Source organism: Pantoea latae (assembly GCF_002077695.1).
GTDB classification, from domain to species: domain Bacteria; phylum Pseudomonadota; class Gammaproteobacteria; order Enterobacterales; family Enterobacteriaceae; genus Pantoea; species Pantoea latae.
In genome coordinates this window covers 295,683-310,444 of record NZ_MWUE01000033.1, presented here as the reverse complement: position 1 = coordinate 310,444, position 14,762 = coordinate 295,683, and the positions used below count along the sequence as shown (strand labels likewise).

Here is a 14,762-nt window from a genome sequence, read left to right as displayed (position 1 = left end):
AGAATAAAGGGAGTGTGCTATGTTTACCGGCCTGAATGCCTTTCCCCTAACGCCCGTCACGGCGTCAAAGATTGATGAAACGGGGTTTGTCCGGCTTGTGGCGCGCCTGACGGCGGCGAAAGTCGACGCGATTGGCGCGCTGGGCTCGACCGGCTGCTACGCCTACCTGACGCGGCAGCAGAGACAACGCGTCGCCACTCTGGCGGTGGAGCATGCGGATAATATTCCGGTGATGGTTTGCGTCGGCGCGGTCAGTACTGATGAAGTGCTGCATCTGGCGGATGATGCGCAGCGCGCGGGCGCCCGCGCGCTGCTGTTGCCGCCTGTCAGCTATCAGCCTCTTAGCGAGGAAGAGGTGTTCAACCTGTTCGACACCGTGTCGCGGCATGTCTCTGTTCCTCTCTGCCTGTATGACAATCCTGGCACCACGCGTTTTACCTTCACCTCAGGGCTTTATCAGCGCATCGCCGCCCTGCCTCACGTGCGCTCAATTAAAATCCCCGGCGTGCCGGCCGATGAGGAAAAGGCTTCCGGGCATATTCGTCAGCTGCGCGCGGTTCTGCCAACGCACGTCAGCCTCGGCGTCAGCGTCGACGCGGTTGCCGGGCTGGGGCTGAATGCCGGCTGCGATCTCTGGTATTCGGTGTGCGGCGGGCTGTTTCCGCAGACGGCGAAAGCGATAACCGACGCCGCCGCACAAGGCGATGCGCAGCGCGTTACCCGGTTATCTGCTCGGCTGGAGCCGCTGTGGGCGCTGTTTCGCCAGCACGGCGGCAGTCTTCGCGTGATGGCCGCCGCCGCCAGCGCGCAGGGGCTGACCGACGTCGATTGTCTGCCCCGTCCGCTGCTGCCGCTTTCCGCCGCACAGCGCGCCGAGGTCGCCGCCGTCATTGCGGCGCTGGAGCTGAGCTGACAGCGCCGTCTCGTCACAGGGAAAGCGGTGTCTTAACATACCCGCTTCCACTATACTTTCGCCGTTATTTCAGGAGAGAGAGAGACAATGCAGAACGAATTACACAGCCTGCTGCAGCAGGAGCTGGATCAAATAAACCGCGCAGAAAACCGTAACGATCGACCTTATTTCGACGTCTCTTTTATTAAACAATATTCAGGACTTTATGGCCTGATGTGCTTTCTCTTTGTTATCACCATGGGCGTGCTGCTCTACTCCGCCTCGTTTGGCATGACGGAATATATTGTCTGCTGCGCTATTTTCGCCATCTGTAATTTCTTTTTCTTTTTTCATATCGATCCCGCCTATAAAGTGAACGATATTGATCGAGGCGCGCTGAAAAATTGCTATACCGGCGACTGGTATATGGAGATTCACGTGCGCGAAGCTTTTATCCACTCGCTGCTGAGCGGCAACGTGCTGAGCGAAGAGGAAAAAGCGCGTCTGAAGAAGCAGTACGATAAAAAAGGCTATCTCTACTTTGCGGATATTTACCGTCTACGCCGCTAATGGTTTCAGGATCGGCAGCGGCTACGACCACGCTTTCCTGTGCTACGCTTTTTGTATGTCATAGGCGAGACGAGTAAATATGAAGAATAACGCAGATGAGAGAATGACCGATATCGTTATTGGCGAAGCGATTATGCAACTGGTAAATGCTGGCGAAGAGATTAGCTGGCGCGCCGTGACCGAGGCGCTGCAGCATCAGATGCAAGATGAGCAGGATAGCGAGCGTGTGACCGCGATGCGCTGCGCGATTGCCAAAGTTACCCGCGAGCTGCGCTCGCGTGCGGTCTCTTCCGGCTTTCAGTTGGATCGCCCGGCGGCAGGTCAGCTGCTGCACTGAAACGGGCGGCGGTTGCCCGCCCGCTTCTCTCTCAGAAAAGTCCTTTTCTGGTCGCCAGCACTTTCGCTACCGCGTATCCGTGCCAGGCTAATGTTTATTAACCTGATAAGACCTGGAGAGAGCCATGAAAATCTGGATTGCCGTTTCCCTTGCCGCCGCCGTCAGCTGTTCCGTTATGGCGTCGCAGGGACAGTTTGAAACTGCCCCGCCCGCGTCTGTGAGCCAGACAGCGCCTTAAATGCCTTCGTCATCCGGCGTGCGGCCGACCACGATTTCCAGACAGTGGCGCAGCACGTCCAGTTGTACAACGTCCGTGGTGCTCTCCAGCTCAGCGATAAGCCAGATAATGATGGCTTTGCTGGTGACGCGCTTGCCGTGGATAACGATATCGCGAATCGCCGCCTCGAGCACCTGCGCTTCTGCTTCCAGGCGATCGCCCGCCTCGCGGAAATGGTTAATGATAGCGGCTTCGGTGGAGGGTGTACGCTGCGCGGTTGAATGAGTTTGCATAGTCGATTCTTTTATCAGAGTCTGCGGCTCGAAAGCGCAGCGCCGAAAACAGGAAGATTAATGTCAGGCGAAGCCGAAAGCCTGAACCTTAATCTGGTTAAACAGCTTTAACTTGTCTGCTGACTAAACAGCATGCCGATCAGTAAATGAAGCTGCTGCTCTTCCTCTGGGCCTGACGCCTGTTCAAGGCGACGGATCAGCCGCGAGCAAAGCGCTTTGCGGTTCAGGTTCTGGCCAGCGCGCAGGATCTCTACGACCACTTGCCCCAGGGTTTCCTGCTGGGTCGGCAGCGCGGCGTTGCTGATATAGCGGACGGTGTCTGAAACTGTCACGTTCTGGCGCATGGTAAACCCTCTGCGTTAACAAGCGATTAATGTGTGAGCACTGCTGCATGGGGTAAAGTTAACCAACTCTGCCAAACTTGTACAGCTAATGCGTAGTTGTACAGGTCTTATTTTTGTGCAAAAAGTGCTAAATTACCCTAAACAGGGCATTACGTGGTGTCAGCTCGACAAAATACGCCTGTAAAGTTGTACAACTTTGCCGGCTGCTGATGCAGAACAACAGAGGAAAAGCGTCATCCCTGACAGGGTTCTCCGGCCGGATCGCGTCAGACGCGCCCGATATTGAGGCTATCATTCATCGTCGTTTTCCGGCCGGAGCCGAATGACGTCCTCGCTGTGTTTTCCATCATCGTTCCGACCCGTCACCGTTAGCCAGTGCAGTTCGGACTGATGCCGGGCGTCGTGATGCTGATACCGTTGAAGCCAGCGTCTGGCTTCTTCGATCTCAGTAAGCTTCGCGGCATGCGTCTCCGTTTCCGCCATCAGACCAAGCTCAGCGATGAGTGTCTCAACGCTTATTTCCTTTCCATCGAGAGCGAGGTTGATAACAGCTTCGCCAATTACGGCGTGACCTTTCTCATGGTTGTGAAATAACACGAACTCTCCTCCGTTTGCGAATAGTGAATAACCTCACCTCTCATTTTAGCGGCCATGACCCCGTTGATATTTTATTTTTGTAAAGCCGCGGCTGAGTGGATTAACAGATCGCCGCAGCAGGCTGTACAAAAATAAAATTATTGTACCGTTAAAACAAGCGAAGCGGCATTTGGCTTTAACAGCAAATCAATGCTTTAAAGATCATACAATTCAGTAACTTAAACAGGTATAAATAGCTTGAAATTTACGTAAGCGACGCCAAAATTGTTGTACATCTCTGTTTAATTTACGCCTTTTAACCAGATTATTTCTGATAAATCCTTTTATTACAAAATCAGGCCAATAATAATTCGCTTTAGGCGCGCTTAAGCTGTTATGGTGGCCGCGACAATCACATAAAAGCCGGAGCATTAATGCTTACAACAATAATTTATCGCAGCCATATTTCAGATAGTCTCCCGGTTAAATCACTTCCCGGCATGGTCGATAAAGCCAGCGAGCTAAACGCCTCACATCAGGTGACAGGCATCCTGCTGTTCAACGGCACCCACTTCTTCCAGATTCTGGAGGGACCCGAGGCGGGCGTGCTGGCGATCTACAGTAAGATATGCGCGGATAACCGCCACCATAACGTGGTGGAGCTGATGCGCGACTATTCCCCGTCGCGCCGCTTCGGCAACGCAGGCATGGAGCTGTTCGACCTGCGCGAACACGATCGCTCTACCGTCCTGCAGGCGGTGCTGGACAAGGGCACCTCGCGCTATCGCCTGACGTACGACGATCGCGGCCTGCAATTTTTACGCACCTTTGTCGAATCGCGTGAAAAAGAGAACTATTTTGAAGTGCCGCCGGTGGAATACTGGGAGTTTATCGCCGACCAGACGGGTGCCAGCGAAAACTGGCCAGCCGACCACGGCGTGACCTTTCATCCGGTTATCGACCCGCTGGGCCGTCAGGTCACCGCGCTGGAAGCCATCGCCACTCTCGGCGCTGACGCCGCCGCTGAAGGGCTGCCGAAGTATCAGGCCAGCCTGGACGCCGTCAGGCAGGCGTTTACCCAGGCAGGCAGAGCCTGCCCGGACGGCATGTCGCTCTATGTCAGCCTACTGCCGATGACGCTGGTGGCGATCCCGGAGGCGGTGCGCATTATCGTGGATGATATTCGCAGCGCCGGTCTGGTGCCGGAGCAGGTGATTATTGGCGTCAGCGAAACCGAAGTGATTTCGCAGCTCGACGCCTTTACCATCGCGGTCAGACAGCTTAAAGAGGCCGGCATCAGCCTTTCCATCGATAATTTCGGCGACGGATCCGCTGGCCTGTCGATGCTGACCCGCATTCAGCCTGACCGTATCCGCATCGACGCCGGGATTATTCGCGACGTGCATCGCAGCGGCCCGAAACAGGCGGTGGTGCAGGCGATTATCAAGTGCTGCTCCGCGCTGGAGATTACCGTTATCGCGGCGGGCATTGAGCGCCCGGAAGAGTGGATGTGGCTGGAAGCGGCGGGCGTAATTAACTTCCAGGGCCATCTTTTCAGCCGCACCGGCGCCGCCGTCGCCTGGCCAGAGCTACGCGAAGCGATCTAACCCGCTAGTGACTTACCCGGGCAAGGATGCCTGCTACAGGGAGCTTTTCGTGACTGAAAGAACCTATTTTGTCAGCGACGCGCTGGAGATGGAGAGCTGGGTCACCGGCTGCACCTCCATTGGCGAAGATCGCTTCCACGTTACCCTTTCCGCCACGCTGTTTCATCCTCAGGGCGGCGGACAGCCTTCCGATCGCGGCACCATTAACGGCGTCGCCATGCTTCAGGCGGTTCAGGAGGGCGATGCGCTGATCCACATCACCGATCGCCCGCTGATAGTTGGCCCGGCGCATCTGCAGGTTGACGCCGCACTGCGCGCACGCCATACCCGCTATCACTCAGCCGGTCATATTATTGGCCTGGCCGGGGAAAAATATGGCTGGCTGGGCGTAAAAGGCAACCATAAGCCGGGTGAAGGTCGCATCGTTTTTGAGGCGGCCGGGTCTGTTTTCCCCGTCACGATAGAGAGTTTACGTGCGGACGCGGCGGCGCTGGTGCAGCGCGGCGACAGCCGCGTGATACGCGAAGCAGAGGGCAAGCGCATGGTCAGCTGGGGCGATCTCAAGCCCTACGCCTGTGGCGGCACCCATGTGCAGAACACCAGGGAGATCGGCGCGATCCGCATTCTGAAAGTGAAAGAGAAAAAGGGCCAGCTCTCGGTGCAGTATGAACTGGAAGAGTGACCCAACGGGTTAACGTGCGTCCGCAGCCACCGGCGGATGCGCGGAAGGGGCATCGATCTTCACCGGCACCCCTTCGCGCGCCGAGCGGTAGATCGCCTCCATCAGAATATGATCCTGCAGGCCCTCTTCGCCCGGCGTATGCGGCGTGCGGCTGTTTAGCACGCAGTCGGCGAAATGATCAATCTCCAGCGTGAACTGATTTTTCGGCGCCAGCCGAATCTCGCTCATCTGCTCGCGGCCATCGCGTAGCTGTGCCACATAGAGGCGCTGCCCCTGATAGGCAAAGGCGTTCTCCAGCTCCAGCGACCCTTTCTCCAGCCGGATCTCCATATTTTTACACTCGTGCGCGCCATAGCTGGTGACGCAGTTGGCGATAGCCCCTGAAGGAAAGCGCAGCGTAAAGGAGACGGTTTCTTCAACTTCGGCGTAGCGCTCGTCTCCCACGGGATTGACGATCTGCGCATAAACCTCGATGGGATCTTCGCCCAGCATGGTGCGCACGCCGTTAAGGCAGTAGAGGCCGATATCGGGCAGCGCTCCGCCGCCCGACAGCGCGGCGCGAATGCGCCACTGATCGCCCGCGCCGTGCACCTGCGTATTGGTAGCGTGAATAATGCGCGGCGCGCCAAGCTCGCCGGACTGCGCCAGCCGCGCCGTTTCAAGATTAAGCAGCTCATACTGGCAGCGATAGGCGATCATCAGCTTGACGCCCGCGTCAGCGCAGGCCGCGATCATCTCGCGCGCTTCAGCCGAGGTATTGGCCATCGGTTTCTCGCACAGCACGTGCTTGCCCGCCTGCGCCGCCGCCAGCGCGTGGTCGCGATGCCGGCCGTTGGGCGTAACGATATAAACCGCGTCGATTTCACGGTTCTCCGCCATGCGTGCCATCTCGTCATAGTGATAAACGGCGGCCGGATCGATGCCATACTGCGCGGCGACCGCGCGTGCTTTTTCAGGACGACCAGAAACCAGCGCGACCGGACGCGCCAGCTGGCTCTGAGAGAATGCGGGCAGGATCTGATTAAGCGTAAGGCGTCCCAGCCCGACAATCGCCACGCCGAGCCGCTTGTGCGGCGCGCGCGGGGTGGGCGGCTGCGGCTCTGGCCGATCGCCCTCACCTTTCCAGTTTTCGAACGTGACGCGCTGCTGCTCGACGTGGCCGACATCTATCGGCTGCGGCGACAGCGGCTCGCCAGCGACGGGCAAATGGGGACCGGTGGCGGTTCCAGGACCGGCGGAAGAGAAACGGGGAGCGTGGTGCGACATCTTGCCTCCTTGTCAGGCATCCTGAGTGGCGTAGCCTTGTCCGACGCCGAGAGCCAGGCTGAACCCAGCCAGCACCAGCGACCAGACGGCGATAATCAGTAGGGTGAAGGCGGGGAAGCGGGCATTAAGCGCCGCGCCCGCAAAAGCGGAGAGCAGCCAGACCAGCCAACGCAGCGCCAGCGGCGCGGCGCTGGCAAACGCCCCTTTCGCCAGGTTGCGTCCCAGCCGCACCAGCGTGCCGGTCATAAAGGTGACGCCGGGCTCGTCGGGGTCGACCTGATTCAGCGCGCCCATCGCCAGCGCGATGACTATCACCACCATAACGGGGTACTCCGGCGCGCTGGCGGGCCAGGCAATGAAAAAGAGCAGCGCGATCAGCGTCATCAGCACCGGTGCGCGACGGCCCGCGAGCCGATCGCCAAGCCAGGCGGTTAAGGTGGTGCTGATAAAGAAGGCGCCTATAATGCCGAGCAGCGGCAGCGCCTTCGCCATCTCTCCCTGCTGGAGAAACTGCCCCAGTTTGCTGCTGTCGCCGGTGATATAGACCGCCAGCAGCTCTTTGCTGTGCTGATAAAGCGTGGCGTCGGTCATCCCGGCGACGGTGACCAGCAACAGCACGAAGAGCTGACCAGCGGCCGGTTTGGTATCGCGGAGTGACGGCATAACGCTCCTGATATCGGTGATAAGGCTTAAAGGGTGATATTCAGATATAGGTAATAAAAAGGGATTAAGCCAAACGGAGCGCGAGAAAAGCGGCGCGGCGGCGTAACGCTTTAGACGAGTAAGGATCAACAACGGATGATAAAAACATGCCTGTGAACCACGCGCTCGGCTACCGACGCTTTGGCGAGCCTGAGCAAGTTCTGACGCTGGAAGCGGGAGCGAAAGCCGCGCTTGCCGCGGGTTGTGTCAGGGTAAAAATGCACTATGCGCCGGTTAACGCCTCGGACCTGATCCCGGTTACCGGCGCCTACCGACATCGCATCGCGCTGCCGCAGGTAGCCGGCTACGAAGGCGTCGGCATGGTGGTCGAGGCGCACGGCGCCGACGCCGCGCTGGTCGGCAAACGCGTGCTGGCGCTGCGCGGCGAAGGCACCTGGCAGAGTCTGGTGGACTGCCCGGCCGATCGGGCGATCCTTGTGCCGGACGACATCGACAGCACGCTGGCGGCGCGCGGCTATATTAATCCCCTCGCGGCGCAGCTGATGATCGAGCACTTTTCCCCGGCGGGTAAACATCTGCTGCTGACGGCGGCGGGCACGGATTGCGCACTGCTGGCGGGACAGTGGGCGCAGCAGGCGGGCGCGCTTTCCGTCACGGGCATCTATCGTTCGCCGGTGCATGCAGCGCGGCTGGAGGCGTGCGGCATTACGCCGGTGCAACAAAGCAACGCCGCCGCCGTTCGCCGCTACGCTGCCCGCGCGGAGCGGGTTTATGACGCAACAGGCGGCGCGCTGGCGGAAGCGATACGCGAGGCGATGCCCGCCTCAGGCCTGTTCATCTCCTACGGCCTACTCTCGGGTCAGCCATTCCGTTTACGCCAGGCGTTACCGCAGGTCCACTGGTTCCATATCAGAAACACCCTTCCCGCGCTGGACCCCGCTGAGTGGCAGGCGGCGTTTTCGCGCCTCTGGCCGGCGCTGGCGACCAGCCAGACCGGCGGCGTCATGCCCTTCGCGCTGCAGGAGTGGCGCGCGGCCCTGGCGGCGTGGCGTTCAGCCGGAAGAGTCGCAAAGCCGCTGCTGCTGTTCGAGGATGATCGCGCCGTGCCTTAGCCCATCACGCCCTGTAAAGCGGGCCGATCGCGCTCGAGCCCGTAAAGTGCCCAGTCGACGCGCTGCGCATGCAGGGTGAAAATCATCGTCGCCAGGGTATTTTCCTCATCCGGGTCTTCGGCGCTGAGGCGATAGATCGGCAGCGCATCCTGTGATTGATCTGAGAGAATTGCCAGCGCCGCCGCGGCGTCAGGAAGCGCCTGCACCTCTGACCAGCCGGCCAGCCGCTGCTGGCGCGACGCCGAGCTGTCGGTCACGATCTGCTCAACTGCCGCCAGCGATGGGTGAACAAGATGATTAGCATGGCCGAAGCGGCCGTTTAGCGGCTGCACCGAGCAGCCCGATGCGGTAGCTTCGACGCTGAAGAGGCGAGGGTCACCCATCTGACCAAGCGTATGGTGAAAGGCGCCGGCGCGCGGCGCGGCGGTGAGAATCGCTATCGCCTCATCCAGCGTGGCGGCGTTCAATGCCGCGCGCGCCAGCACCTGACGCGGCAGACCGGCCGGCCGATGCACCGCGCGGATATTATTCACCGTGTTGACGACGCCGCAGGCGTTGACGGCAAAGGTATGGCCGCAGATCGATCCCGGATAGGCGAAGCTCAGAAAGGCGATGCCCTTATCCGGCGTGACCTCGACCAGCGCGCAGTCGGGACGCAGCTGCGGAAAGCCATCCTCGTTATGCGCGATAAGCAGCGCGCCCGACGCGGTGACGCCCGCAACGGTGGTACAGCCGTCGGAGGTCGAGCGCACTAAATCGCCGCGGCAGTTCCAGGCGAACACCTCGTCGATGTCAGCCTCCAGCCCCTGCGCCAGTCCCTGCAGCTCCTGCCAGATCGCCGGATAGTGCGTCATTACGCTGGCGCGCATCTCGCGCAGCTGCGTTGAGGCCTTCAGCGCGGTAACGGTTCGCCACAGCGCAGTTTGCGTCACTTTTTGCTGCCAGGCCTCGCGGCCAAAGGCGCCAAGCTGCCTGCCGATGTCAAAAAAGGAGCCACTTACCACAATTTTTTTCATTTATTCGCTTTTTTCAGGAGACGTGTTGTAAAAAGGTTTTCAGGCGCGGATTGCTGCTGCCGTTCAGCAGCCGGTCAGGCGTGCCGTCTTCCGCAATGGTGCCGCCGTCGATGAAAATTAACCTGGAGGCGACGTCGCGCGCAAAGCCAATTTCATGCGTCACGATAACCATCGTCATCCCCTCTTCGGCCAGCGAACGCATCACCTTCAGCACTTCATGACGCAGTTCAGGATCGAGCGCCGAGGTCGGTTCGTCAAACAGCATCATCTTCGGTTTTACCGCCAGCGCGCGCGCAATGGCGACGCGCTGCTGCTGGCCGCCGGAGAGCTGCGACGGATAGTGATCGGCACGATCCTGCAGACCGACCCGCGCCAGCAGCGCCAGCGCCTCTTCCCGCGCGGCGCGCCGGTTCTGCTTGCGCACCCGCACCGGGCCGAACATCACGTTTTCCAGCGCGGTCATCTGCGGAAAGAGGTGGAACTGCTGAAACACCATGCCCGCTTCGCGCCGAATGTCGCTCTCGTTCGCATGGGGATCGGTCAGGTGCATACCGGCGACCAGCAGCGTGCCGGAGGAGATCGTCTCCAGCTTATTGATACAGCGCAGCAGCGTTGATTTGCCCGAGCCGGAGGGGCCAATGATCACCACTACTTCTCCCGCCGCTATCTTCAGATTGATGTCGTGCAGAACGCGCGTGGCGCCGAAGTGTTTAGAAACCGCGTTAAATTCCACCATGCTCATAAGATATGCATCCTTTTTTCCACACGCTTCAACAGGAAACTCAGACACAGGGTCACAAACAGGTAGATCAGCGCCACCGCGCTCCATACCTCCAGCGCACGAAAGTTGCCGGCGATAATCTCCTGGCCCTGACGCGTCAGTTCCGCCACGCCGATGACAATAAACAGCGAGGTGTCTTTAATGCTGATAATCCACTGGTTGCCCAGCGCCGGGATCATGCGGCGCAGCGCCAGCGGCATAATAATGTAGCGCAGCGTATTACGCTGGGATAATCCCATCGCCAGCCCCGCTTCGCGAAAGCCCTTGTTCACAGACAAAATAGCGCCGCGGGTGATTTCCGCGATATAGGCGCCGGAGTTGATAATAATCGTCACGATAGCCGCCGTGACGGGATCGATGCGCAGCGGCAGCAGCATCGGCAGCGCGAAATAGATAAACATCACCTGCACCATTATTGGCGTGCCGCGGATCACTTCGACAAACAGCAGCGAAACGGTTTTGCTTATCTTGCCGCCTAATGCGCGGCAGGCGCCGGCCAGCAGCCCGATGATAAAGCCGCCCAGCAGGCCAGACAGCGAGATAATCAGGGTTAGCTTGAGTCCCTGCTGCAGCAGCGGCAGGGACTCCCATATATATTTGGCTTCAAAATTCATAAAGGCAGATTCTTTCCTGACAGGCCGTCTGGCTGCATTATTTCGGTTGTTTGTTGAACCACTTCACATAGATTTTGTTATAGGTTCCGTCCGCGCGCAGGGCCGTCAGCGCCGCATTGACCTTCGGCGTCAGGCTGCTGTTTTTCTGCAGTGCGAAGCCATACTGCTGCGGCAGGATGGTGTCGTTTTCGCCGGTGGATTTCACTTTGCCGCCGCCGGCAGTTTTCACGTAATAAAGCACGTTCGGCGAATCATGCACCACCGCGTCGAGGTTGCCTGCCTGCAGATCAAGATAGGCGTTATCGATATTAGGGAACTCGACGTAGCTGGCCGGATATTTACCCTTCATAAAGCTGGCGGCGGCGGTGCCCTGCTTCAGCCCGACGCGCTTGCCCGCCAGATCGCTGAATTTGCTGATGCTGCTGTTGTCACTTTTCACCGCGATTAAGAGATCGGCGTTGTAATAACCCTGACTAAAATCGACCGCCTGTTTTCTGGCGTCGGTAATGGTAATGCCCGCCATGGCCACATCCAGATTGCGCGATTGCAGTCCTGGGATTAGCCCGCTGAAATCCATAGGACGCAGCTCATAGCTGACCTGCATTTTCTTCGCAATCGCATCCCATAAATCGACGTCGAATCCTACATATTTATCGCCCTGTTTAAATTCAAAGGGAACAAAGGCGGTATCGACGCCGACAGTTAATTTATCCTGACTGGCGGCGGTAAAACTCACCGAACAGGCGATAAGCGCCAGCATTAATTTAGCCTGATTTAAATAGGTCATTATCATTACCCTTAGCGTTGGAAAAAAGCAGCCCTTGCGCAGGTTGAAGCCTGCGCAGTTAAACTCACGATGTAATTATCAGGCACGTCGTTATTCTGTTTTCAGCGTCTCTGCCGGAATAATAACGTCCTGCGTTGCTGGCATCGGCGTTTGCGCGCCGTTCATTATCATGGAAAGAAAAGCGTAATAACCGTTGATGGCGATTAAGTCGACCGTTCCTTTTTCTCCCCATAACGCGATGGCCTCTTCCCAGACCACATCGCTGACTTTTTTCTGCTGATGCAGCTGCTGGCAAAAGCGATAAACCACCTGCTCATCCGCCTGCAAATTATCGGGCTGACGGTTCTCGTTGATCGCCTGCACCGCCTCGGCGGCAATCCCTTTCTCACGCGCAATCGGCGCATGGATCGCCCATTCGACCGGCTGAGACCAGTGGCGGGCGGTGATTAAAATCGCCAGCTCTGACAGCCGCTGCCCCAGCGCGCTGCGATAGCGCAGGTACTCGCCCATACGCTGCGCATGGGCCATCAGTTCCGGGCTGCGCAGCAGCGGTTCGAACGGCGGCAGCAGCGCACCACGCGGTCCGTTGATAATCTCTTGCGCCAGCACGCGCTGCTCTTCGCTCCATTCCGAGGGCTGCAGCGCAGGTAAACGGTTAATCATGCGCGCCTCGCCAGCTTGCCGGTCTCTTCCACAATCACCTGACGCAGCGTATCCACCACAAAGTCGATTTGCGAGGCGGTGACGATAAACGGCGGCGCGATCAGAATGTGGTCGCCATATTGCCCATCCAGCGTGCCGCCCATGGGATAGACCATCAGGCCGCGCGCCATGCAGTTCGCTTTAATCTGCGCGTGCAGCTTAAACGCGGGATCGAACGGCCGCTTGCTGGCTTTGTCCTCTACCAGCTCGACCCCTGCGAACAGGCCGCGTCCGCGCGTATCGCCGACGTGCGGCAGCTCACCCAGCACCTCGCGCAGCTGCTGATGCAGTCGGGCGCCCTGGGTTTTCACCGCTTCCAGCAGGTTGTCGCGCTCGATGACCTGCTGCACCGCCAGCGCCGCCGCCGCCGCCGTCGGATGACAGATATAGGTGTGGCCATGTTGAAACAGCCCGCTGCCCGCCTGAAGCGCCGCCACGATTTTCTCGCTGGCCAGCACCGCGCCGATTGGCTGGTAGCCGCCGCCTAAGCCTTTGGCGATGGTAACGATGTCAGGCACCACGTCGTCCTGCTCAAAGGCGTGCAGCGTGCCGGTGCGTCCCATGCCGCACATCACCTCGTCGGCGATATAGAGCATGCCGTATTTGTCGCACAGCCGACGCACGCCCTGCAGATAGCCCGGCGTCGGCGGCGTCGCGCCCGTGGTCGCGCCGACCACGGTTTCCGCGCAAAAACCGATGAGGGTTTCCGGTCCCGCCTCGAGGATCGCCTGCTCCAGCTCGTTTAACAGGCGCTGCGTATAAGCCTGCTCGCTTTCATCGGCGCGTCGATCGCGATAGGCGTTGCACGCCGATACGCGCACCACATCGATCAGCAGCGGCGCGAACTGGCGACGCCGCCACTCGTTGCCGCCGACCGCCAGCGCGCCAAGGGTATTGCCGTGATAGCTCTGTGCGCGGGCGACAAACCGGGTGCGTTGCGGCTGGCCGATCTCGACAAAATACTGACGCGCCAGCTTCAGCGCGGTTTCTACCGCTTCCGAACCGCCGGAGACGAAATAGGCGTAGTTAAGGTCGCCGGGCGCGGTGCGCGTCAGCTGAGCGGCAAGCTGCTCGACGGTGTCGCTGGTAAAAAAGCCGGTGTGCGCATAGGCCAGCTGGTCGATTTGACGATGCATCGCCGCCAGCACGTCCGGGTGCGCATGTCCCAGGCAAGAGACCGCGGCGCCGCCGCACGCGTCAAGGTAGCGTTTACCGGCGGCGTCGGTGATATAGGCGCCTTGCGCGCTCACCGCCACGGGGGGCGTGCTGTGCAGGCTGCGGTGAATAATCTGGCTCATGCTCTCTTTCTGCTCCTGAAAAATAGGCTGGCGGATCTTGAGAGCATCTTGCAGGATCCATTTGAATCACGTCAACGCAATTATGATTCAAACGCATTGCATTTTCTTATGACAGATACAGATGGATCCTTGTTCAGGATTTATCAGGCAGGATATAGGCGCCGGAGTCGATCAGATAACGCTCGGCGTTTTCGATTTTCGCCACCGCCTCGCGGCCGTGGCGCGCCACCAGCATCGCCAGCAGACACTCCGCCAGCCCCATGCCCGAGACCACAGAAGGAAAAAAAGAGGGGCTGTCGACAGAGAATAGCAGCGTACAGTCTGCGGCCTGCGCCAGCGGCGACACCGGCGAGTCGGTCACGGCAATGATACGGCTGCCCGCCTGTTTCGCCGCGTTGAGCACGCTCAGCGACTCGCGCGAATAGGGGGCAAAACCGGTGAGCAGCACGCAGTCGTCAGCGGTCAGCTCGCGAGTGAAAAGCTCGATATTGCTCGCCAGTCCGTCAATCAAACTGGCGTTGCGGTTGAACAGGCGATAGACATAGTAGAGCGACCAGGCAACGGGAAAACTGGCGCGAAAGCCGCAGATATAGACATTTTCCGCCTGGTCCAGCAGCGTCACGGCCTGCTGCATCTCCTGCTTATTCTCCGCCTGGGTAAAGGCGAGATTCGCCTGATGCGCGTTGAACACCTCGTCATACAGCGCGGGCGGCGCATTTTTGGCGATCAGTTTTTCGGCGCGCGAAACATAGGTATCGCTGCGCAGGCCAATGTCGTCGATGCAGGCGTCTTTTAATTCGCTCCAGCCGCGAAAGCCGAGACGCTGCGCCAGCCGCAGCAGCGTCGCCGGCCTGACGCCCGCTTCGGCGGCAAAGGCGCGCATCGACAGCACCACCAGTTGATTCGCGTTTTGCAAAGAAAACTCCGCGGCGCGCTGCAGTTCCGGTGACAGAGCGCTGAACTGACTGATGATATTTTTTCGTAAAGTCATGGCGTTTCGTTGAA

General features: G+C 59.2%; 18 protein-coding genes. 6 read left to right on the top strand and 12 right to left on the bottom strand.

All coding sequences use genetic code 11. From position 1 onward, the window contains the following. The first annotated feature begins 19 nt into the window (after window positions 1-19). From B2J69_RS21360 to B2J69_RS21350, 3 genes are all read left to right on the top strand, one after another. Window positions 20-913, top strand: a complete 894-nt coding sequence (locus B2J69_RS21360; protein ID WP_081142134.1) for a dihydrodipicolinate synthase family protein — start codon at window positions 20-22, stop codon at window positions 911-913. A gap of 87 nt (window positions 914-1,000) precedes the next feature. Further along, window positions 1,001-1,462, top strand: coding sequence for a YlaC family protein (locus B2J69_RS21355; protein WP_081142132.1), 462 nt, complete (start codon window positions 1,001-1,003; stop codon window positions 1,460-1,462). Window positions 1,463-1,541: 79 nt separating this feature from the next. Further along, complete coding sequence (locus B2J69_RS21350; protein ID WP_143806325.1) at window positions 1,542-1,799, top strand: hypothetical protein; 258 nt, start codon at window positions 1,542-1,544, stop codon at window positions 1,797-1,799. 234 nt (window positions 1,800-2,033) lie between these two features. On the opposite strand, the gene B2J69_RS21345 is transcribed toward B2J69_RS21350, so the two are convergent. The 3 genes from B2J69_RS21345 to B2J69_RS21335 form a co-directional block, all read right to left on the bottom strand. Continuing rightward, window positions 2,034-2,309 (bottom strand): biofilm development regulator YmgB/AriR family protein, encoded by a 276-nt coding sequence (locus tag B2J69_RS21345; RefSeq protein WP_081142128.1) that lies wholly within the window; start codon window positions 2,307-2,309, stop codon window positions 2,034-2,036. 107 nt (window positions 2,310-2,416) lie between these two features. After that, window positions 2,417-2,653, bottom strand: coding sequence for a regulatory protein YcgZ (gene ycgZ / locus B2J69_RS21340; RefSeq protein WP_081142126.1), 237 nt, complete (start codon window positions 2,651-2,653; stop codon window positions 2,417-2,419). A 291-nt stretch (window positions 2,654-2,944) separates the two neighbouring features. Next, complete coding sequence (locus B2J69_RS21335; protein WP_081142124.1) at window positions 2,945-3,250, bottom strand: hypothetical protein; 306 nt, start codon at window positions 3,248-3,250, stop codon at window positions 2,945-2,947. Between the two features lie 413 nt (window positions 3,251-3,663). On the opposite strand from B2J69_RS21335, the gene B2J69_RS21330 reads away from it, so the two are divergent. Together B2J69_RS21330 and B2J69_RS21325 are read left to right on the top strand one after the other, a co-directional pair. Next, window positions 3,664-4,836, top strand: coding sequence for a diguanylate phosphodiesterase (locus B2J69_RS21330; protein ID WP_081142122.1), 1,173 nt, complete (start codon window positions 3,664-3,666; stop codon window positions 4,834-4,836). Between the two features lie 49 nt (window positions 4,837-4,885). Further along, the gene (locus tag B2J69_RS21325; RefSeq protein ID WP_081142119.1) at window positions 4,886-5,518 is read left to right on the top strand and encodes an alanyl-tRNA editing protein; all 633 of its coding nucleotides are present in this window, start codon (window positions 4,886-4,888) and stop codon (window positions 5,516-5,518) included. A 9-nt stretch (window positions 5,519-5,527) separates the two neighbouring features. Here the strand turns inward: B2J69_RS21325 and B2J69_RS21320 are convergent, their stop codons facing one another. Continuing rightward, window positions 5,528-6,784, bottom strand: a complete 1,257-nt coding sequence (locus tag B2J69_RS21320) for a Gfo/Idh/MocA family protein (protein ID WP_081142117.1) — start codon at window positions 6,782-6,784, stop codon at window positions 5,528-5,530. A 12-nt stretch (window positions 6,785-6,796) separates the two neighbouring features. Continuing rightward, window positions 6,797-7,447, bottom strand: a complete 651-nt coding sequence (locus B2J69_RS21315; RefSeq protein WP_081142115.1) for a DUF1275 family protein — start codon at window positions 7,445-7,447, stop codon at window positions 6,797-6,799. A gap of 146 nt (window positions 7,448-7,593) precedes the next feature. Here B2J69_RS21315 and B2J69_RS21310 point away from each other — a divergent pair, with 146 nt between their 5' ends. Beyond that, window positions 7,594-8,559, top strand: coding sequence for a zinc-dependent alcohol dehydrogenase family protein (locus B2J69_RS21310; RefSeq protein WP_081142113.1), 966 nt, complete (start codon window positions 7,594-7,596; stop codon window positions 8,557-8,559). On the opposite strand, the gene B2J69_RS21305 is transcribed toward B2J69_RS21310, so the two are convergent. The 7 genes from B2J69_RS21305 to B2J69_RS21275 form a co-directional block, all read right to left on the bottom strand. Continuing rightward, window positions 8,556-9,575, bottom strand: coding sequence for a C45 family autoproteolytic acyltransferase/hydolase (locus B2J69_RS21305; protein WP_081142111.1), 1,020 nt, complete (start codon window positions 9,573-9,575; stop codon window positions 8,556-8,558). The genes B2J69_RS21310 and B2J69_RS21305 overlap by 4 nt on opposite strands. A gap of 13 nt (window positions 9,576-9,588) precedes the next feature. Further along, window positions 9,589-10,311, bottom strand: coding sequence for a glutamine ABC transporter ATP-binding protein GlnQ (gene glnQ / locus B2J69_RS21300; RefSeq protein ID WP_081142259.1), 723 nt, complete (start codon window positions 10,309-10,311; stop codon window positions 9,589-9,591). A 2-nt stretch (window positions 10,312-10,313) separates the two neighbouring features. Then, entirely contained in the window at window positions 10,314-10,970 is a 657-nt protein-coding gene (glnP, locus tag B2J69_RS21295) for a glutamine ABC transporter permease GlnP (protein ID WP_081142109.1), read from the bottom strand. Window positions 10,971-11,007: 37 nt separating this feature from the next. Further along, entirely contained in the window at window positions 11,008-11,757 is a 750-nt protein-coding gene (gene glnH, locus B2J69_RS21290) for a glutamine ABC transporter substrate-binding protein GlnH (RefSeq protein ID WP_081142107.1), read from the bottom strand. Between the two features lie 90 nt (window positions 11,758-11,847). Then, on the bottom strand, window positions 11,848-12,420 hold the full coding sequence (locus tag B2J69_RS21285; RefSeq protein WP_174580929.1) for a carboxymuconolactone decarboxylase family protein: 573 nt from the start codon (window positions 12,418-12,420) through the stop codon (window positions 11,848-11,850). Beyond that, window positions 12,417-13,757 carry an aspartate aminotransferase family protein gene (locus B2J69_RS21280; RefSeq protein ID WP_081142104.1) on the bottom strand — a complete coding sequence of 447 codons (1,341 nt, stop codon included), beginning with the start codon at window positions 13,755-13,757 and terminating at the stop codon, window positions 12,417-12,419. Before B2J69_RS21280 ends, B2J69_RS21285 begins: the two co-directional genes overlap by 4 nt. Before the next feature lie 133 nt (window positions 13,758-13,890). Beyond that, the gene (locus tag B2J69_RS21275; RefSeq protein ID WP_081142101.1) at window positions 13,891-14,748 is read right to left on the bottom strand and encodes a MurR/RpiR family transcriptional regulator; all 858 of its coding nucleotides are present in this window, start codon (window positions 14,746-14,748) and stop codon (window positions 13,891-13,893) included. Between the last annotated feature and the right edge of the window lie 14 nt (window positions 14,749-14,762).

Coding starts and splice junctions, on each gene's coding strand:
- B2J69_RS21360 (WP_081142134.1), top strand. CDS start 20: ATGTTTACCGGCCTGAATGCCTTTCCCCTAACGCCCGTCACGGCGTCA.
- B2J69_RS21315 (WP_081142115.1), bottom strand. CDS start 7,447: ATGCCGTCACTCCGCGATACCAAACCGGCCGCTGGTCAGCTCTTCGTG.
- glnQ (WP_081142259.1), bottom strand. CDS start 10,311: ATGGTGGAATTTAACGCGGTTTCTAAACACTTCGGCGCCACGCGCGTT.
- B2J69_RS21355 (WP_081142132.1), top strand. CDS start 1,001: ATGCAGAACGAATTACACAGCCTGCTGCAGCAGGAGCTGGATCAAATA.
- B2J69_RS21280 (WP_081142104.1), bottom strand. CDS start 13,757: ATGAGCCAGATTATTCACCGCAGCCTGCACAGCACGCCCCCCGTGGCG.
- B2J69_RS21345 (WP_081142128.1), bottom strand. CDS start 2,309: ATGCAAACTCATTCAACCGCGCAGCGTACACCCTCCACCGAAGCCGCT.
- B2J69_RS21330 (WP_081142122.1), top strand. CDS start 3,664: ATGCTTACAACAATAATTTATCGCAGCCATATTTCAGATAGTCTCCCG.
- B2J69_RS21275 (WP_081142101.1), bottom strand. CDS start 14,748: ATGACTTTACGAAAAAATATCATCAGTCAGTTCAGCGCTCTGTCACCG.
- B2J69_RS21310 (WP_081142113.1), top strand. CDS start 7,594: ATGCCTGTGAACCACGCGCTCGGCTACCGACGCTTTGGCGAGCCTGAG.
- B2J69_RS21350 (WP_143806325.1), top strand. CDS start 1,542: ATGAAGAATAACGCAGATGAGAGAATGACCGATATCGTTATTGGCGAA.
- B2J69_RS21285 (WP_174580929.1), bottom strand. CDS start 12,420: ATGATTAACCGTTTACCTGCGCTGCAGCCCTCGGAATGGAGCGAAGAG.
- B2J69_RS21305 (WP_081142111.1), bottom strand. CDS start 9,575: ATGAAAAAAATTGTGGTAAGTGGCTCCTTTTTTGACATCGGCAGGCAG.
- ycgZ (WP_081142126.1), bottom strand. CDS start 2,653: ATGCGCCAGAACGTGACAGTTTCAGACACCGTCCGCTATATCAGCAAC.
- glnP (WP_081142109.1), bottom strand. CDS start 10,970: ATGAATTTTGAAGCCAAATATATATGGGAGTCCCTGCCGCTGCTGCAG.
- glnH (WP_081142107.1), bottom strand. CDS start 11,757: ATGACCTATTTAAATCAGGCTAAATTAATGCTGGCGCTTATCGCCTGT.
- B2J69_RS21320 (WP_081142117.1), bottom strand. CDS start 6,784: ATGTCGCACCACGCTCCCCGTTTCTCTTCCGCCGGTCCTGGAACCGCC.